The organism is Solitalea longa (genome assembly GCF_002920915.1).
Classification (GTDB): Bacteria; Bacteroidota; Bacteroidia; order Sphingobacteriales; family Sphingobacteriaceae; genus Solitalea; species Solitalea longa.
In genome coordinates, this window is record NZ_PQVF01000008.1 from 264473 (window position 1) to 285479 (window position 21007).

Consider the following 21007-nt stretch of genomic DNA (forward strand, 5'->3'; position numbering starts at 1 on the left):
ATTAAAAGTGCCTCTTAAATGTAAGTACTTACCTAACGATGGTTACAGCACCTGCAAACTTTTCAATTTTATTATTTTCATCCCTAATGCTTAATACGTAATAATAGGTTGAAGAAGGAAGCGATGATCCATCCCAGTCATTCTGGTAATTCCGTTTTCTGATTATTTCTATTCCATAACGATTGAAGATTGTTAGTTCACTATCCATAGTTTCAATTCCTTTTATGACAAAGAAATCATTGATACCGTCGTTATTAGGTGAAAATGCATTTGGAATAATAAAGCCCAAAACTGTCTTACGCGCCGAAGAAACGTTATTGCTCAAATTCTTATCCTCGCCCGGAGCGGTAATGGTAGCCACATTTGTAAATGTACCAACTTCCTTCACCCGCACCCTTAAGTTTAAGGTTAGCTGTTCGCCAGCTTTTAAACTATCAATTGTCCACTCTAACCTTCTTTCGGCGGCATCATAAGTAATAACTCCACTTAACGACGATGCATCTACATAATCCAGCCCTTCAGGAATAATATCTTTTACCAAAATACTGCTGACCGTAGCCGTTGATAAATTGCTGGCAACTATGGTGTAAGAAAATATATCATCCACAACAACTTCCTTGCTTTCGGCAGTTTTCTTGATTGCCAGATCCATAGTAACAACCTTCACTTCTAACACATTAATTACTACTGTTGCCACATTACTGGTCAAGGCCCCATCACTTACCGTATAGGTAAAGGTATCTGTTCCCACAAAATCTTTATCCGGTGTATAAGTGAATGATCCATCGGCATTAAATATCAATGAACCATGCTGCGTTTGACTAACTAAAGTGGCAGATAACTGATCTTTATCTTCATCGAAATCATTTATTACGGTGCCTTTAGAGGCCGGAACAATTAAAGTCTCATTTTTTTCTGTCGAGTAAGTATCATTGACCGCTATAGGAGCATGATTTGTGTGCTTAATGTTTATGTCTACGATGGCCGTATCCCGTAATCCACAATCATCGGTCACATAATAACTGAATGTTTCGGTACCATTAAAATTGGTATTCGGTTTATATTGAAATGCCCCCGTTTTATCGATCGTTAATGTCCCATTCTGTGGATTTGATATAAGATCCACGCTTACTATCTGACCATCAGTATCAAAATCGTTAACGATTACATTTCCAGTAATAGGATTGTTTTCCAAGCCCGAGTACTGATCATTTGTTGCTATTGGATAAATTTTATTTATACTCACAACAGCATCCATTGTCGATTCACAACCGTTTGCATCGGAAACAATAACTGAGTATGAGCCTGGCGCAAGATTTTGCAAATTAGAAGCACTTGTTCCATCCGACCATTTATAGCTATACGGGCTTTTTCCTCCTGAAACTGTTAAAAATATTGCTCCGGTGGCAGCTCCATTACAAGCCGCATCCGTTATGCTGGCATTAACCTGAAACGATTCTGATTCAACAATCGTAATATCAAATGAATATTCACATTTTCCTGCATCCGTTATTTTCAAAGTATAATTGCCCGCCTTAACATTCGAAATATCTTTTGTTGAAGCTGTAAATCCGTTTGGCCCAGTCCAACCAAATACATAAGAGCCAGATCCTCCAATAGCATCTATAATCGCAGCTCCTTTACTTTCGCCATTACAACCGGCAGCAGTTGTAACAGATGAAATAGTTATTATTTCAGGCTGAATTATTTGGGTGGATATTTGAGCCTGGCAACCATTAGCATCTCTGACCAATAAATTGTAGGTGCCTGCAACAAGGTTATCGAAAATATTGGCGGTTTTAAATGAACCTCCGTCTATTGAATACTCAATCGGCGCTTTACCGCCAGTAACATTAACAGTAATTAAACCATCCGATTTGCCATTACAGCTTACATCATTTTTAACGACAGTAATCTCAGGCCCATTTTCATCAATTATAGTTATTGTTAGATCTGCCGAGCAATTATGAGCATCAGTTACATTAATGGTATAGGTACCCAGCGAAAGATTGCTCAGATCTTCGGTTGTTTGTCCGTTCGACCAGCTGTAAACATACGGCTCAGTACCTCCCACAACCGAAATATTGATGGTACCATTGTCTTGGGTACAGATTGAATTTGTATGTATTTCTGAAACACTAAGAATCTCTGGCTGAGTAATTATCACATCAGCAGTAGCCTTACATCCATTGATATCAGTTACTGTTAAGGTGTAATTTCCTCCAGGTATATTATTTATATCTTCGGATGATTGTCCACTCGACCAACTATACGTATATGGAGCTGCTCCGCCTGTTATGGTTACATTGATCGCGCCATCCGAAGCGCCATTACAGCTGACGTTGGTTTGATTATCCACCGTAACGATTGGACCGTTCTGATCATTCAGGTTCACANAAGAGGTTACATGTCGGATCATTATGGGCTTCTGAAAGTACCAGTGCTAAAGGCTCGGTAAGTGTCACACTGGCCATTGCCTGGCAGTTGTTAGCATCCGTTACCGTTAAGGTGTAGGTTCCCTGAGAAAGTCCAGTTAGGTCTTCTGTTGCTTGTCCGCTCGACCAACTATAAGAGAAAGGTGCTGTGCCACCACTGATTGTTACATTGATCGCTCCATCCGAAGCGCCATTACAGCTGACATTCGTTTGGTTGTCCACCGTAATAGAAGGACCGTTTTGATCATTCAGGTTCACCGTAATACTTTGTACGCAGTTATTCGCATCGGTCACAGTCAGTGTATAATTTCCAGAAGCAATAGCCGAAAGGTCTTCGGTGNTGGTTTGATTATCCACCGTAACGATTGGACCGTTCTGATCATTCAGGTTCACAGTAATACTTTGCACGCAGTTATTGGCATCGGTCACGGTCAAGATATACGAGCCGGAGGCTTTGCCTGCAAGATCTTCGATAGTTTCACCACTTGACCAGCTGTAAGAATATGGTGCCGTGCCCCCAGTAACCGATACATCAATTGTGCCTGTTGCCAGGTTACAAGCCGGATCAGTATGAGTTTCTGAAAGACTGATCACCTGAGGCTCAGTTAGTGCCACACTGGCTGTGGCCTGACAGTTGTTCGCATCGGTTACCGTTAAGGTGTACGTTCCGGCAGCTAATGTTGCTAAGTCCTCGGTTGCCTGTCCGCTCGACCAGCTGTAAGAGAAAGGTGCCGNGCTCGGTAAGTGTCACACTGGCTGTGGCTTGACAGTTGTTCGCATCGGTCACTGTTAAGGTGTAGGCTCCCTGAGAAAGTCCAGTTAAATCTTCTATCGCCTGACCGCTCGACCAGCTATACGAATAAGGAGCTGTGCCACCCGTTATGGTTACATTGATCACCCCATCCGCTGCCCCGTTACAGCTTGCGTTCGTTTGGTTATCCACCGAAACCGTTGGACCGTTTTGATCATTCAGGTTGATCGTAATTGACTGCGAGCAATTATTGGCATCGGTCACAGTCAAGGTATACGCCCCAGAAGCAATAGCCGAAAGGTCTTCGGTGGCTTCTCCACTTGACCAGCTATAAGAATATGGTGCTGTACCACCTGTAACCGATACATCAATTGTACCTGTTGCCAGGTTACAGCTAGGATCAGTATGAGTTTCTGAAAGGCTGATCACTTGAGGCTCAGTTAGTGTTACACTGGCCGTGGCCTGACAGTTATTAGCATCGGTCACCGACAACGTATACGTTCCTGCACCAAGTGTTGCTAAGTCCTCAGTCGCCTGTCCGCTCGACCAGCTGTAAGAGAAAGGTGCCGTTCCGCCCGTTATGGTTACATTGATCGCTCCATCCGATGCGCCATTACAGCTCGCGTTCGTTTGATTATCCACCGTAACAGCAGGACCGTTTTGATCATTCAGGTTCACCGTAATACTTTGCACGCAATTATTGGCGTCGGTCACAGTCAGCGTATAATTTCCGGAAGCAATAGCCAAAAGATCTTCAGTAGCCTCGCNCTGGATCAGTATGAGTTTCTGAAAGACTAATTGCTAAAGGCTCAGTAAGCGTTACGCTGGCTATAGCCTGGCAGTTATTAGCATCCGTAACTGTTAAGGTGTAGGTGCCTGCTGCTAATGTTGCTAAGTCCTCAGTCGCCTGGCCGCTCGACCAGCTGTAGGTATACGGAGCCGTTCCGCCCGTTACCGTTACATTGATCGCTCCATCCGAAGCGCCATTACAGCTCACATTCGTTTGGTTATCCACCGTAACTGCAGGACCGTTCTGATCATTCAGGTTGATCGTAATTGACTGCGAACAATTATTCGCGTCAGTTACAGTCAGTGTATAATTTCCAGAAGCAATAGCCGAAAGGTCTTCGGTCGCCTCGCCACTTGACCAGCTGTAAGTATAAGGTGCGGTTCCCCCACCTACGGTAATATCTATCGCGCCATTTGACTGTGTACAAGAAGGATCAGTATGAGTCTCTGAAAGACTGATTATTAAAGGCTCAGTTAGCGTTACGCTGGCCGTGGCTTGACAAGCATTGGCATCGATCACTGTTAAGATGTAGGTTCCCTGAGAAAGTCCAGTTAGGTCTTCTGTTGCTTGTCCGCTCGACCAACTATAAGAGAAAGGTGCTGTGCCACCACTGATTGTTACATTGATCGCTCCATCCGATGCGCCATTACAGCTCGCGTTCGTTTGATTATCCACCGTAATAGCAGGACCGTTTTGATCATTCAGGTTCACCGTAATACTTTGCACGCAATTATTGGCGTCGGTCACAGTCAGGGTATACGCCCCGGCAGCAATAGCCAAAAGATCTTCAGTAGCCTCGCCACTTGACCAGGCATAAGAGAACGGTGCTGTACCACCTGTAACCGATACATCAATTGTGCCTGTTGCCAGGTTACAAGCCGGATCAGTATGAGTTTCTGAAAGGCTGATCACTTGAGGTTCAGTCAAGGTTACGCTGGTTGTAGCTTGGCAGTTATTAGCATCCGTTACCGTTAAGGTGTAGGTGCCTGCAGCTAGTGTTGCTAAGTCTTCTATCGCCTGGCCGCTCGACCAGCTGTAGGTATACGGAGCCGTTCCGCCCGTTATGGTTACGTTGATTGCGCCATCCGATGCGCCATTACAGCTCACATTCGTTTGGTTATCCACCGTAATAGTCGGACCGTTCTGATCATTCAGGTTCACCGTAATACTTTGAGAGCAGTTATTGGCGTCGGTCACAGTCAGCGTATAATTTCCGGAAGCAATAGCTGAAAGGTCTTCTGTTGCTTCACCACTTGACCAGCTATAAGTATAAGGTGCGGTTCCCCCACCTACGGTAATATCTATCGCGCCATNACTGGTTACAGCTAGGATCAGTATGAGTCTCGGAAAGACTGATCGCTGCAGGTTCAGTCAAGGTTACGCTGGCTGTAGCCTGGCAATTATTAGCATCCGTTACCGTTAAGGTGTAGGTGCCTGCAGCTAATGTTGCTAAATCCTCAGTCGCCTGTCCGCTCGACCAGCTGTAGGTATACGGAGCCGTTCCGCCCGTTACCGTTACATTGATCGCTCCATCCGAAGCGCCATTACAGCTCACATTCGTTTGGTTATCCACCGTAACCGTTGGACCGTTCTGATCATTCAGGTTGATCGTAATTGACTGCGAACAATTATTCGCGTCAGTTACAGTCAGTGTATAATTTCCAGAAGCAATAGCCGAAAGGTCTTCGGTCGCCTCGCCACTTGACCAGCTGTAAGTATAAGGTGCGGTTCCCCCACCTACGGTAATATCTATCGCGCCATTTGACTGTGTACAAGAAGGATCAGTATGGGTCTCTGAAAGACTGATCACCAAAGGTTCCGTCAAGGTTACGCTGGCTGTAGCCTGGCAGTTATTAGCATCGGTCACCGTCAACGTATACGTTCCTGCACCAAGTGTTGCTAAGTCCTCAGTCGCCTGTCCGCTCGACCAGCTGTAGGTATACGGAGCCGTTCCGCCCGTTACCGTTACATTGATCGCTCCATCCGAAGCGCCATTACAGCTCACATTCGTTTGGTTATCCACCGAAATAGTCGGACCGTTCTGATCATTCAGGTTCACCGTAATACTTTGAGAGCAGTTATTGGCGTCGGTCACAGTCAGCGTATAATTTCCGGAAGCAATAGCTGAAAGGTCTTCTGTTGCTTCACCACTTGACCAGCTATAAGTATAAGGTGCGGTTCCCCCACCTACGGTAATATCTATGGCGCCATTTGACTGTGTACAAGAAGGATCAGTATGGGTCTCTGAAAGACTGATCACCAAAGGTTCCGTCAAGGTTACGCTGGCTGTAGCCTGGCAGTTATTAGCATCGGTCACCGTCAACGTATACGTTCCTGCACCAAGTGTTGCTAAGTCCTCAGTCGCCTGTCCGCTCGACCAGCTGTAGGTATACGGAGCCGTTCCGCCCGTTACCGTTACATTGATCGCTCCATCCGAAGCGCCATTACAGCTCACATTCGTTTGGTTATCCACCGAAACCGTTGGACCGTTCTGATCATTCAGGTTGATCGTAATTGACTGCGAACAATTATTCGCGTCAGTTACAGTCAGTGTATAATTTCCAGAAGCAATAGCCGAAAGGTCTTCGGTCGCCTCGCCACTTGACCAGCTGTAAGTATAAGGTGCGGTTCCCCCACCTACGGTAATATCTATCGCGCCATTTGACTGTGTACAAGAAGGATCAGTATGAGTCTCTGAAAGACTGATTATTAAAGGCTCAGTTAGCGTTACGCTGGCCGTGGCTTGACAAGCATTGGCATCGATCACTGTTAAGATGTAGGTTCCCTGAGAAAGTCCAGTTAGGTCTTCTGTTGCTTGTCCGCTCGACCAACTATAAGAGAAAGGTGCTGTGCCACCACTGATTGTTACATTGATCGCTCCATCCGATGCGCCATTACAGCTCGCGTTCGTTTGATTATCCACCGTAACGATTGGACCGTTCTGATCATTCAGGTTCACCGTAATACTTTGCACGCAATTATTCGCGTCGGTCACAGTCAGCGTATAATTTCCGGAAGCAATAGCCAAAAGATCTTCAGTAGCCTCGCCACTTGACCAGGCATAAGAGAACGGTGCTGTACCACCTGTAACCGATACATCAATTGTGCCTGTTGCCAGGTTACAAGCCGGATCAGTATGAGTTTCTGAAAGGCTGATCACTTGAGGTTCAGTCAAGGTTACGCTGGTTGTAGCTTGGCAGTTATTAGCATCGGTTACCGTTAAGGTGTAGGCTCCCTGAGAAAGACCAGTTAGGTCTTCTGTTGCCTGGCCGCTTGACCAGCTATAGGTATAAGGAGCAGTTCCGCCCGTTATGGTTACGTTGATTGCGCCATCCGATGCGCCATTACAGCTGACATTCGTTTGATTATCCACCGTAACTGCAGGACCGTTCTGATCATTCAGGTTGATCGTAATTGACTGCGAACAATTATTCGCGTCAGTTACAGTCAGTGTATAATTTCCAGAAGCAATAGCCGAAAGGTCTTCGGTCGCCTCGCCACTTGACCAGCTGTAAGTATAAGGTGCGGTTCCCCCACCTACGGTAATATCTATCGCGCCATTTGACTGTGTACAAGAAGGATCAGTATGAGTCTCTGAAAGACTGATTATTAAAGGCTCAGTTAGCGTTACGCTGGCCGTGGCTTGACAAGCATTGGCATCGATCACTGTTAAGATGTAGGTTCCCTGAGAAAGTCCAGTTAGGTCTTCTGTTGCTTGTCCGCTCGACCAACTATAAGAGAAAGGTGCTGTGCCACCACTGATTGTTACATTGATCGCTCCATCCGATGCGCCATTACAGCTCGCGTTCGTTTGATTATCCACCGTAACAGTAGGACCGTTTTGATCATTCAGGTTCACCGTAATACTTTGCACGCAATTATTGGCGTCGGTCACAGTCAAGGTATACGCCCCGGCAGCAATAGCCAAAAGATCTTCAGTAGCCTCGCCACTTGACCAGGCATAAGAGAACGGTGCTGTACCACCTGTAACCGATACATCAATTGTGCCTGTTGCCAGGTTACAAGCCGGATCAGTATGAGTTTCTGAAAGGCTGATCACTTGAGGTTCAGTCAAGGTTACGCTGGTTGTAGCTTGGCAGTTATTAGCATCGGTTACCGTTAAGGTGTAGGCTCCCTGAGAAAGACCAGTTAGGTCTTCTGTTGCCTGGCCGCTTGACCAGCTATAGGTATAAGGAGCAGTTCCGCCCGTTATGGTTACGTTGATTGCGCCATCCGATGCGCCATTACAGCTGACATTCGTTTGATTATCCACCGTAACTGCAGGACCGTTCTGATCATTCAGGTTGATCGTAATTGACTGCGAACAATTATTCGCGTCAGTTACAGTCAGTGTATAATTTCCAGAAGCAATAGCCGAAAGGTCTTCGGTCGCCTCGCCACTTGACCAGCTGTAAGTATAAGGTGCGGTTCCCCCACCTACGGTAATATCTATCGCGCCATTTGACTGTGTACAAGAAGGATCAGTATGAGTCTCTGAAAGACTGATTATTAAAGGCTCAGTTAGCGTTACGCTGGCCGTGGCTTGACAAGCATTGGCATCGATCACTGTTAAGATGTAGGTTCCCTGAGAAAGTCCAGTTAGGTCTTCTGTTGCTTGTCCGCTCGACCAACTATAAGAGAAAGGTGCTGTGCCACCACTGATTGTTACATTGATCGCTCCATCCGATGCGCCATTACAGCTCGCGTTCGTTTGATTATCCACCGTAATAGCAGGACCGTTTTGATCATTCAGGTTCACCGTAATACTTTGCACGCAATTATTGGCGTCGGTCACAGTCAGGGTATACGCCCCGGCAGCAATAGCCAAAAGATCTTCAGTAGCCTCGCCACTTGACCAGGCATAAGAGAACGGTGCTGTACCACCTGTAACCGATACATCAATTGTGCCTGTTGCCAGGTTACAAGCCGGATCAGTATGAGTTTCTGAAAGGCTGATCACTTGAGGTTCAGTCAAGGTTACGCTGGTTGTAGCTTGGCAGTTATTAGCATCCGTTACCGTTAAGGTGTAGGTGCCTGCAGCTAGTGTTGCTAAGTCTTCTATCGCCTGGCCGCTCGACCAGCTGTAGGTATACGGAGCCGTTCCGCCCGTTATGGTTACGTTGATTGCGCCATCCGATGCGCCATTACAGCTCACATTCGTTTGGTTATCCACCGTAATAGTCGGACCGTTCTGATCATTCAGGTTCACCGTAATACTTTGCACGCAGTTATTGGCGTCGGTCACAGTCAGCGTATAATTTCCGGAAGCAATAGCTGAAAGGTCTTCTGTTGCTTCACCACTCGACCAGCTATAAGTATAAGGTGCGGTTCCCCCACCTACGGTAATATCTATCGCGCCATTTGACTGTGTACAAGAAGGATCAGTATGAGTCTCTGAAAGACTGATTATTAAAGGCTCAGTTAGCGTTACGCTGGCCGTGGCTTGACAAGCATTGGCATCGATCACTGTTAAGATGTAGATTCCCTGAGAAAGTCCAGTTAGGTCTTCTGTTGCTTGTCCGCTCGACCAACTGTATGTATACGGAGCCGTTCCGCCCGTTACCGTTACATCGATCGCGCCATCATTTCCTCCATTACAGCTGACGTTGGTTTGATTATCCACCGTAATAGCAGGACCGTTTTGATCATTCAGGTTGATCGTAATTGACTGCGAACAGTTATTCGCGTCGGTCACGGTCAAGATATACGAGCCGGAGGCTTTGCCTGCAAGATCTTCGGTAGTTTCACCACTTGACCAGCTGTAAGAATATGGTGCCGTGCCACCAGTAACCGAAACATCAATGGTTCCAGTCGATTGGCTACAAGCGGGATCAGTATGAGTCTCTGAAAGACTGATCACCTGAGGCTCAGTTAGAGCCACACTGGCTGTGGCCTGACAGTTGTTCGCATCGGTTACCGTTAAGGTGTACGTTCCGGCAGCTAATGTTGCTAAGTCCTCGGTTGCCTGTCCGCTCGACCAGCTGTAAGAGAAAGGTGCCGNTCCGCTCGACCAACTGTATGTATACGGAGCCGTTCCGCCCGTTACCGTTACGTTGATTGCGCCATCCGATGCACCATTACAGCTCGCGTTCGTTTGATTATCCACCGTAATAGAAGGACCGTTTTGATCATTCAGGTTCACCGTAATACTTTGCACGCAATTATTGGCGTCGGTCACAGTCAGTGTATAGTTTCCAGAAGCAATAGCCGAAAGGTCTTCGGTAGTTTCTCCACTTGACCAGGCATAGATATACGGCGCGGTTCCACCTGTTACCGAAATATCAATTGCTCCTGTTGCTTGGTTACAAGCCGGATCAGTATGAGTCTCTGAAAGACTGATCGCTGCAGGTTCAGTTAGTGTCACACTGGCCATNAGCAGTTATTGGCATCGGTCACGGTCAAGATATACGCCCCGGCAGCAATTGCCGAAAGGTCTTCGGTAGTTTCACCACTTGACCAGGCATAAGAGAAAGGAGCCGTACCACCTGTAACCGATACATCAATTGTGCCTGTTGCCAGGTTACAAGTCGGATCAGTATGGGCTTCTGAAAGTACCAATGCTAAAGGCTCTGTAAGTGTCACACTGGCTGTGGCCTGACAGTTATTAGCATCGGTTACCGTTAAGGTGTAGGCTCCCTGAGAAAGACTCGAAATATCCTCAGTCGCCTCTCCGCTCGACCAGCTATAAGAGAAAGGTGCTGTGCCCCCACTAATCGTTACATTGATCGCGCCATTTGCTCCTCCGTTACAGCTGACATTCGTTTGGTTGTCCACCGTAATAGCAGGACCGTTTTGATCATTCAGGTTCACCGTAATACTTTGCACGCAATTATTCGCGTCGGTCACAGTCAGTGTATAGTTTCCAGAAGCAATAGCTGAAAGGTCTTCGGTGGCCTCACCGCTTGACCAGGCATAAGTATAAGGCGCGGTTCCGCCAACTACGCTGATATCAATTGAACCGTTTGAGAGGTTACAAGTCGGATCATTATGGGCTTCTGAAAGTACCAGTGCTANTTGCACGCAGTTATTGGCGTCGGTCACGGTCAAGGTATACGAGCCGGAGGCTTTGCCTGCAAGATCTTCGGTAGTTTCACCACTTGACCAACTATAAGTATAAGGTGCAGTTCCCCCACCTACGGCAATATCTATGGCGCCATTTGACTGTGTACAAGAAGGATCCGTATGAGTCTCTGAAAGACTGATCACCAAAGGTTCAGTCAAGGTTACGCTGGCTGTAGCCTGGCAGTTATTAGTATCGGTCACCGTCAACGTATACGTTCCTGCACCAAGTGTTGCTAAGTCCTCAGTCGCCTGTCCGCTCGACCAGCTGTAGGTATACGGAGCCGTTCCGCCCGTTACCGTTACATTGATCGCTCCANGGCTGTGACCTGACAGTTATTGGCATCGGTCACCGTTAAAATGTAGGTTCCCTGAGAAAGACCAGTTAGGTCTTCTGTTGCTTGTCCGCTCGACCAACTATAAGAGAAAGGTGCTGTGCCACCACTGATTGTTACATTGATCGCTCCATCCGATGCGCCATTACAGCTCGCGTTCGTTTGATTATCCACTGTAACAGCAGGACCGTTTTGATCATTCAGGTTCACCGTAATACTTTGCACGCAATTATTGGCGTCGGTCACAGTCAGTGTATAGTTTCCAGAAGCAATAGCTGAAAGGTCTTCGGTGGCCTCACCGCTTGACCAGGCATAAGTATAAGGCGCGGTTCCGCCAACTACGCTGATATCAATTGAACCGTTTGAGAGGTTACAAGTCGGATCATTATGGGCTTCTGAAAGTACCAGTGCTAAAGGCTCGGTAAGTGTCACACTGGCTGTGACCTGACAGTTATTGGCATCGGTCACCGTTAAAATGTAGGTTCCCTGAGAAAGACCAGTTAGGTCTTCTGTTGCTTGTCCGCTCGACCAACTATAAGAGAAAGGTGCTGTGCCACCACTGATTGTTACATTGATCGCTCCATCCGATGCGCCATTACAGCTCGCGTTCGTTTGATTATCCACTGTAACAGCAGGACCGTTTTGATCATTCAGGTTCACCGTAATACTTTGCACGCAATTATTGGCGTCGGTCACAGTCAGCGTATAATTTCCGGAAGCAATAGCCAAAAGATCTTCAGTAGCCTCGCCACTTGACCAGCTATAAGTATAAGGTGCAGTTCCGCCTGTAACCGATACATCAATTGTGCCTGTTGCCAGGTTACAAGCCGGATCAGTATGAGTTTCTGAAAGACTGATCACCTGAGGCTCAGTTAGTGTTACACTGGCCGTGGCCTGACAGTTGTTCGCATCGGTCACTGTTAACGTATACGTTCCTGCACCAAGTGTTGCTAAGTCCTCAGTCGCCTGTCCGCTCGACCAGCTGTAGGTATACGGAGCCGTTCCGCCCGTTACCGTTACATCGATCGCGCCATCATTTCCTCCATTACAGCTGACGTTGGTTTGATTATCCACCGTAATAGCAGGACCGTTTTGATCATTCAGGTTGATCGNAGTAATATCTATCGCGCCATTTGACTGTGTACAAGAAGGATCAGTATGGGTTTCTGAAAGTGCCAATGCTAAAGGTTCGGTAAGTGTTACGCTGGCTGTAGCCTGGCAGTTATTAGCATCGGTTACCGTCAACGTATACGTTCCTGCACCAAGTGTTGCTAAGTCCTCAGTCGCCTGTCCGCTCGACCAACTGTAAGAGAAAGGTGCCGTTCCGCCCGTTATGGTTACGTTGATTTCGCCATCCGATGCGCCATTACAGCTGACATTTGTTTGATTATCCACCGTAACTTGCGGACCGTTTTGATCATTCAGGTTCACAGTAATACTTTGCACGCAGTTATTGGCGTCGGTCACGGTCAAGGTATACGCCCCAGCAGAAATAGCTGAAAGATCTTCGGTAGTTTCACCACTTGACCAGCTGTAAGTATAAGGTGCGGTTCCCCCACCTACGGTAATATCTATCGCGCCATTTGACTGTGTACAAGAAGGATCAGTATGAGTCTCTGAAAGACTGATTATTAAAGGCTCAGTTAGCGTTACGCTGGCCATAGCCTGGCAGTTGTTAGCATCGGTTACCGTCAACGTATACGTTCCTGCAGATAATGTTGCTAAGTCTTCGGTCGCCTGGCCGCTCGACCAGCTATAGGTATACGGAGCTGTTCCACCACTTACCGTTACATTGATCGCTCCATCCGATGCGCCATTACAGCTGACATTTGTTTGATTATCCACCGAAACCGTTGGACCGTTCTGATCATTCAGGTTGATCGTAATTGACTGCGAACAGTTATTGGCGTCGGTCACGGTCAAANGGTGTAGGTGCCTGCAGCTAATGTTGCTAAATCCTCAGTCGCCTGTCCGCTCGACCAACTGTATGTATACGGAGCCGTTCCGCCCGTTACCGTTACATTGATCGCTCCATCCGATGCGCCATTACAGCTGACATTTGTTTGGTTATCCACTGTAACAGCAGGACCGTTTTGATCATTCAGGTTCACCGTAATACTTTGAGAGCAGTTATTCGCGTCGGTCACAGTCAGTGTATAGTTTCCAGAAGCAATAGCCGAAAGGTCTTCAGTAGCCTCGCCACTTGACCAGCTATAAGTATAAGGTGCGGTTCCCCCACCTACGGTAATATCTATGGCGCCATTTGACTGTGTACAAGAAGGATCAGTATGAGTCTCTGAAAGACTGATTACCAAAGGTTCAGTCAAGGTTACGCTGGTTGTAGCCTGGCAGTTATTAGCATCCGTTACCGTTAAGGTGTAGGTTCCCTGAAAAAGACCGGTTAGGTCTTCTGTCGCCTGACCGCTCGACCAGCTATAGTTATACGGAGCGGTACCACCACTTACCGTTACATTGATCGCACCATCCGATGCACCATTACAGCTGACATTCGTTTGNTCCACTTGACCAGGCATACGTATAAGGTGCTGTGCCGCCGGTTAAAGTAATATCAATTGATCCGTTTGACTGTGCACAAGAAGGATCCGTATGAGTTTCTGAAAGACTGATCGCTGCAGGTTCAGTCAAGGTTACACTGGCTGTAGCCTGACAAGCATTGGCATCGATCACTGTTAAGATGTAGGTTCCCTGAGAAAGTCCAGTTAGGTCTTCTGTTGCTTGTCCGCTCGACCAACTGTAAGAGAAAGGTGCTGTGCCACCACTGATTGTTACATTGATCGCGCCATCCGAAGTGCCATTACAGCTCACATTGGTTTGATTATCCACCGTAACGATGGGACCGTTCTGATCATTCAGGTTGATCGTAATTGACTGCGAACAGTTATTGGCGTCGGTCACGGTCAAGATATACGAGCCTGCAGCAATTGCCGAAAGATCTTCGGTAGTTTCACCACTTGACCAGCTGTAAGTATAAGGTGCGGTTCCCCCACCTACGGTAATATCTATCGCGCCATTTGACTGTGTACAAGAAGGATCAGTATGAGTGTCTGAAAGACTGATCGTTGCAGGTTCAGTTAGCGTTACGCTGGCCATAGCCTGGCAGTTGTTAGCATCGGTTACCGTCAACGTATACGTTCCTGCAACAAGTGTTGCTAAGTCCTCAGTCGCCTGGCCGCTCGACCAGCTGTATGTATAAGGTGCCGTTCCGCCCGTTACGGTTACGTTGATTGCGCCATCCGATGCGCCATTACAGCTGACATTCGTTTGATTATCCACCGTAACTGTAGGACCGTTTTGATCATTCAGGTTCACCGTAATACTTTGCACGCAATTATTGGCGTCGGTCACGGTCAAGGTATACGAGCCGGAGGCTTTGCCTGCAAGATCTTCGGTAGTTTCACCACTTGACCAGCTGTAAGAATATGGTGCCGTGCCACCAGTAACCGAAACATCAATTGTGCCTGTTGCCAGGTTACAAGCCGGATCAGTATGAGTTTCTGAAAGTGCCAATGCTAAAGGCTCTGTAAGTGTCACACTGGCTGTGGCCTGACAGTTGTTCGCATCGGTTACCGTTAAGGTGTAGGCTCCCTGAGAAAGACCAGTTAGGTCTTCTGTTGCCTGGCCACTTGACCAACTATAAGAGAAAGGTGCTGTGCCGCCCGTTATGGTTACGTTGATTGCGCCATCCGATGCGCCATTACAGCTCACATTCGTTTGGTTATCCACCGAAATAGCAGGACCATTTTGATCATTCAGGTTGATCGTAATTGATTGCGAGCAGTTATTGGCATCGGTCACGGTTAAAGTGTAGCTGCCAGCGGCTTTGCCTGAAAGATCTTCGGTAGTTTCACCACTTGACCAGGCATAAGAGAACGGTGCTGTACCACCTGTAACCGATACATCAACTGTGCCTGTTGCCAGGTTACAAGCCGGATCAGTATGAGTCTCTGAAAGACTGATCACCAAAGGTTCAGCCAAGGTTACGCTGGCTGTGGCCTGACAGTTGTTCGCATCGGTTACCGTTAAGGTGTAGGTGCCTGCAGCTAGTGTTGCTAAGTCCTCAGTCGCCTGTCCGCTCGACCAACTGTAGGTATACGGAGCCGTTCCGCCCGTTACCGTTACATTGATCGCTCCATCCGATGCGCCATTACAGCTGACATTTGTTTGGTTATCCACCGAAACAGTTGGACCGTTCTGATCATTCAGGTTGATCGTAATTGACTGCGAACAGTTATTGGCATCGGTCACGGTCAAGATATACGAGCCGGAGGCTTTGCCTGCAAGATCTTCGGTAGTTTCACCACTTGACCAGCTGTAAGAATATGGTGCCGTGCCACCAGTAACTGAAACATCAATGGTTCCAGTCGATTGGTTACAAGCGGGATCAGTATGAGTCTCTGAAAGACTGATCACCAAAGGTTCAGCCAAGGTTACGCTGGCTGTAGCCTGGCAGTTATTAGCATCCGTTACCGTTAATGTGTAGGTGCCTGCAACTAGTGTTGCTAAGTCTTCTATCGCCTGGCCGCTCGACCAGCTGTAGGTATACGGAGCCGTTCCGCCCGTTATGGTTACGTTGATTTCGCCATCCGATGCGCCATTACAGCTCACATTCGTTTGGTTATCCACCGAAATAGCCGGACCGTTCTGATCATTCAGGTTCACCGTAATACTTTGTACGCAGTTATTCGCGTCGGTCACAGTCAGTGTATAGTTTCCAGAAGCAATAGCCGAAAGGTCTTCGGTGGCCTCACCGCTTGACCAGGCATAAGTATAAGGCGCGGTTCCGCCAACTACGCTGATATCAATTGAACCGTTTGAGAGATTACAAGTCGGATCATTATGGGCTTCTGAAAGTACCAGTGCTAAAGGCTCGGTAAGTGTCACACTGGCCATTGCCTGGCAGTTGTTAGCATCCGTTACCGTTAAGGTGTAGGTGCCTGCAGCTAATGTTGCTAAGTCTTCGGTCGCCTCTCCACTCGACCAGCTGTAGGTATATGGAGCCGTACCGCCACTAACAGTCACATTGATTGCGCCATCCGAAGAGCCATTACAGCTCGCGTTCGTTTGGTTATCCACCGTAACAGCAGGGCCGTTCTGATCATTCAGGTTCACGGTAATACTTTGCGAACAGTTATTCACGTCGGTCACGGTTAATGTATACGAGCCTGCAGCAATTGCCGAAAAGTCTTCGGTAGTTTCACCACTTGACCAGGCATAGGTATACGGCGCGGTTCCACCTGTTACCGAAATATCAATTGCTCCTGTTGCTTGGTTACAAGCCGGATCAGTATGAGTCTCTGAAAGACTGATCGCTGCAGGTTCTGTTAGTGTTACACTGGCTGTAGCCTGGCAGTTATTAGCATCGGTTACCGTTAAGGTGTAGGTGCCTGCAGCTAATGTTGCTAAGTCTTCGGTCGCCTGTCCGCTGGACCAACTGTATGTATACGGAGCCGTACCGCCACTAACAGTCACATTGATTGCGCCATCCAATGCGCCATTACAGCTTGCGTTCGTTTGGTTATCCACCGTAATTGAAGGACCGTTTTGATCATTCAGGTTGATCGTAATTGACTGCGAACAATTATTCGCGTCGGTCACAGTCAGTGTATAGTTTCCAGAAGCAATAGCCGAAAGGTCTTCGGTAGTTTCACCACTTGACCAGGCATAGGTATACGGCGCGGTTCCACCTGTTACCGAAATATCAATTGCTCCTGTTGCTTGGTTACAAGCCGGATCAGTATGAGTCTCTGAAAGACTGATCGCTGCAGGTTCAGTTAGTGTCACACTGGCCATTGCCTGACAGTTGTTAGCATCGGTTACCGTCAAGGTGTAGGTGCCTGCACCAAGTGTTGCTAAATCCTCAGTCGCCTCTCCACTCGACCAGCTGTAGGTATACGGAGCAGTACCGCCACTAACAGTCACATTGATCGCCCCATCCGATGCGCCATTACAGCTCACATTCGTTTGGTTATCCACCGAAACCGTTGGACCGTTCTGATCATTCAGGTTAATCGTAATTGACTGCGAACAGTTATTGGCATCAGTCACGGTCAAGGTATACGCCCCGGCAGCAATAGCCGAAAGATCTTCGGTAGTTTCACCACTTGACCAGCTGTAAGAATATGGTGCCGTGCCACCAGTAACCGAAACATCAATGGTTCCAGTTGATTGATTACAAGCAGGATCTGTATGGGTCTCTGAAAGACTGATCGCTGCAGGTTCAGTCAAGGTTACGCTAGCTGTAGCCTGACAGTTATTAACATCGGTTACCGTCAACGTATACGTTCCTGCACCAAGTGTTGCTAAGTCCTCAGTCGACTGTCCGCTCGACCAGCTGTAGGTATACGGAGCCGTTCCGCCCGTTACCGTTACATTGATCGCTCCATCCGAAGCGCCATTACAGCTCACATTCGTTTGGTTATCCACCGTAATAGCCGGACCGTTCTGATCATTCAGGTTGATGGTAATTGACTGCGAGCAGTTATTCGCATCGGTCACGATTAAAGTATACGCCCCGGCAGAAATAGCCGAAAGATCTTCAGTAGCCTCGCCACTTGACCAGCTGTAAGAATATGGTGCCGTGCCACCAGTAACCGAAACATCAATGGTTCCAGTCGATTGGTTACAAGCGGGATCAGTATGAGTCTCTGAAAGGCTAATCACTTGAGGTTCAGTTAGCGTTACGCTGGCCATTGCCTGACAGTTGTTCGCATCGGTTACCGTTAAGGTGTACGTTCCGGCAGCTAATGTTGCTAAGTCCTCGGTTGCCTGTCCGCTCGACCAGCTGTAAGAGAAAGGTGCCGTTCCGCCCGTTATGGTTACGTTGATTGCGCCATCCGAAGCGCCATTACAGCTCACATTCGTTTGGTTATCCACCGTAATAGCCGGACCGTTCTGATCATTCAGGTTGATGGTAATTGATTGCGAGCAGTTATTCGCATCGGTCACGATTAAAGTATACGCCCCGGCAGAAATAGCCGAAAGATCTTCAGTAGCCTCGCCACTTGACCAGCTGTAAGAATATGGTGCCGTGCCACCAGTAACCGAAACATCAATGGTTCCAGTCGATTGATTACAAGCGGGATCAGTATGGGTCTCTGAAAGACTGATTATTAAAGGCTCAGTTAGCGTTACGCTGGCCGTGGCCTGGCAGTTATTAGCATCGGTTACCGTCAACGTATACGTTCCGGCAGCTAATGTTGCTAAGTCCTCGGTTGCCTGTCCGCTCGACCAACTATAAGAGAAAGGTGCCGTTCCGCCGCTGACTGTCACATTGATCGCGCCATCTGCTGCGCCGTTACAGTTTGCGTTCGTTTGGTTATCCACCGTAATAGCAGGACCGTTTTGATCATTCAGGTTCACCGTAATACTTTGCACGCAATTATTGGCGTCGGTCACAGTCAGCGTATAATTTCCGGAAGCAATAGCCAAAAGATCTTCAGTAGCCTCGCCACTTGACCAGGCATAAGAGAACGGTGCTGTACCACCTGTAACCGATACATCAATTGTGCCTGTTGCCAGGTTACAAGCCGGATCAGTATGAGTTTCTGAAAGGCTGATCACTTGAGGTTCAGTCAAGGTTACGCTGGTTGTAGCTTGGCAGTTATTAGCATCCGTTACCGTTAATGTGTAGGTGCCTGCAGCTAGTGTTGCTAAGTCTTCTATCGCCTGGCCGCTCGACCAGCTGTAGGTATATGGAGCCGTACCGCCACTAACAGTCACATTGATCGCTCCATCCGAAGAGCCATTACAGCTCGCGTTCGTTTGATTGTCTACTGTAATAGCCGGACCGTTCTGATCATTCAGGTTCACCGTAATACTTTGCACGCAATTATTCGCGTCGGTCACAGTCAGTGTATAGTTTCCAGAAGCAATAGCCGAAAGGTCTTCGGTGGCCTCACCGCTTGACCAGGCATAGGTATACGGCGCGGTTCCACCTGTTACCGAAATATCAATTGCTCCTGTTGCTTGGTTACAAGCCGGATCAGTATGAGTCTCTGAAAGACTGATCGCTGCAGGTTCAGTTAGTGTCACACTGGCCATTGCCTGACAGTTGTTAGCATCGGTTACCGTTAAGGTGTAGGTGCCTGCACCAAGTGTTGCTAAATCCTCAGTCGCCTCTCCACTCGACCAGCTGTAGGTATATGGAGCCGTACCGCCACTAACAGTCACATTGATTGCGCCATCCGAAGAGCCATTACAGCTCGCGTTCGTTTGATTGTCTACTGTAATAGCCGGACCGTTCTGATCATTCAGATTAATAGTAATTGACTGCGAACAGTTATTGGCGTCGGTCACTGTCAAGGTATACGCCCCGGCAGCAATAGCTGAAAGGTCTTCGGTAGTTTCACCACTTGACCAAGCATAGGTATACGGCGCGGTTCCACCTGTTACCGAAATATCAATTGCTCCTGTTGCTTGGTTACAAGCCGGATCAGTATGAGTCTCTGAAAGACTGATCGCTGCAGGTTCAGTTAGTGTCACACTGGCCATTGCCTGACAGTTGTTAGCATCGGTTACCGTCAAGGTGTAGGTGCCTGCACCAAGTGTTGCTAAATCCTCTGTTGCCTGGCCGCTCGACCAACTGTAGGTATACGGAGCCGTTCCGCCCGTTACCGTTACATTGATCGCTCCATCATTTCCTCCATTACAGCTGACGTTGGTTTGGTTATCCACTGTAATAGCAGGACCGTTCTGATCATTCAGGTTCACGGTAATAATTTGCGAACAGTTATTCACGTCGGTCACGGTTAAGGTATACGCCCCGGCAGCAATTGCCGAAAGGTCTTCGGTAGTTTCACCACTTGACCAGGCATAAGAGAACGGTGCTGTACCACCTGTTACCGAAATATCAATTGCTCCTGTTGCCTGGTTACAAGCCGGATCAGTATGAGTCTCTGAAAGACTGATTACCTCAGGTTCAGTTAGTGTCACACTGGCCATTGCCTGACAGTTGTTCGCATCGGTTACCGTCAAGGTGTAGGTGCCTGCAGCTAGTGTTGCTAAGTCTTCTATCGCCTGGCCGCTCGACCAGCTGTAGGTATACGGAGCCGTTCCGCCGCTGACTGTCACATTGATCGCGCCATCTGCTGCGCCGTTACAGCTGACATTTGTTTGATTATCCACCGTAATAACAGGACCGTTCTGATCATTCAGGTTCACCGTAATAATTTGCGAACAGTTATTCACGTCGGTCACGGTTAAGGTATACGAGCCTGCAGCAATTGCCGAAAGGTCTTCGGTAGTTTCACCACTAGACCAGCTATAAGTATAAGGCGCGGTTCCTCCAACTACGCTGATATCAATCGAACCGTTTGAGAGATTACAAGAAGGATCAGTATGGGTTTCTGAAAGACTAATTGCTAAAGGTTCAGTAAGCGTTACGCTGGCCGTGGCCTGACAAGCATTAGCATCCGTTACCGTCAACGTATACGTTCCTGCAGCTAATATTGCTAAATCCTCGGTCGACTGTCCGCTCGACCAGCTGTAGGTATATGGAGCAGTACCGCCACTAACAGTCACATTGATCGCCCCATCCGATGCGCCATTACAGCTCACATTCGTTTGGTTATCCACCGAAACCGTTGGACCGTTCTGATCATTCAGGTTAATCGTAATT

At 47.8% G+C, this 21007-nt stretch carries 9 protein-coding genes; all 9 read right to left on the reverse strand.

Features of this window, described 5'->3' with window-relative positions:
- Positions 1 to 28: 28 nt before the first annotated feature.
- Entirely contained in the window at positions 29 to 2419 is a 2391-nt protein-coding gene (locus tag C3K47_RS13155) for an Ig-like domain-containing protein (RefSeq protein ID WP_103789599.1), read from the reverse strand.
- Entirely contained in the window at positions 2382 to 3050 is a 669-nt protein-coding gene (locus C3K47_RS13160; protein ID WP_103789600.1) for a SprB repeat-containing protein, read from the reverse strand. Before C3K47_RS13160 ends, C3K47_RS13155 begins: the two co-directional genes overlap by 38 nt.
- On the reverse strand, positions 3037 to 3900 hold the full coding sequence (locus tag C3K47_RS13165; RefSeq protein ID WP_449441364.1) for a hypothetical protein: 864 nt from the start codon (positions 3898 to 3900) through the stop codon (positions 3037 to 3039). The genes C3K47_RS13160 and C3K47_RS13165 overlap by 14 nt, the downstream gene beginning before the upstream one ends.
- A gap of 40 nt (positions 3901 to 3940) precedes the next feature.
- Positions 3941 to 5347, reverse strand: a complete 1407-nt coding sequence (locus tag C3K47_RS13170) for a SprB repeat-containing protein (RefSeq protein ID WP_394341688.1) — start codon at positions 5345 to 5347, stop codon at positions 3941 to 3943.
- Positions 5238 to 10349 (reverse strand): beta strand repeat-containing protein, encoded by a 5112-nt coding sequence (locus tag C3K47_RS13175; protein WP_103789603.1) that lies wholly within the window; start codon positions 10347 to 10349, stop codon positions 5238 to 5240. The genes C3K47_RS13170 and C3K47_RS13175 overlap by 110 nt, the downstream gene beginning before the upstream one ends.
- Complete coding sequence (locus C3K47_RS13180; RefSeq protein WP_449441365.1) at positions 10337 to 11371, reverse strand: SprB repeat-containing protein; 1035 nt, start codon at positions 11369 to 11371, stop codon at positions 10337 to 10339. Before C3K47_RS13180 ends, C3K47_RS13175 begins: the two co-directional genes overlap by 13 nt.
- Complete coding sequence (locus C3K47_RS13190) at positions 11338 to 13287, reverse strand: SprB repeat-containing protein (RefSeq protein ID WP_133159386.1); 1950 nt, start codon at positions 13285 to 13287, stop codon at positions 11338 to 11340. The genes C3K47_RS13180 and C3K47_RS13190 overlap by 34 nt, the downstream gene beginning before the upstream one ends.
- A 2-nt stretch (positions 13288 to 13289) precedes the next feature.
- Complete coding sequence (locus C3K47_RS13195) at positions 13290 to 13904, reverse strand: SprB repeat-containing protein (protein WP_103789606.1); 615 nt, start codon at positions 13902 to 13904, stop codon at positions 13290 to 13292.
- Positions 13867 to 20964, reverse strand: coding sequence for a SprB repeat-containing protein (locus tag C3K47_RS13200; protein ID WP_207765297.1), 7098 nt, complete (start codon positions 20962 to 20964; stop codon positions 13867 to 13869). Before C3K47_RS13200 ends, C3K47_RS13195 begins: the two co-directional genes overlap by 38 nt.
- Between the last annotated feature and the right edge of the window lie 43 nt (positions 20965 to 21007).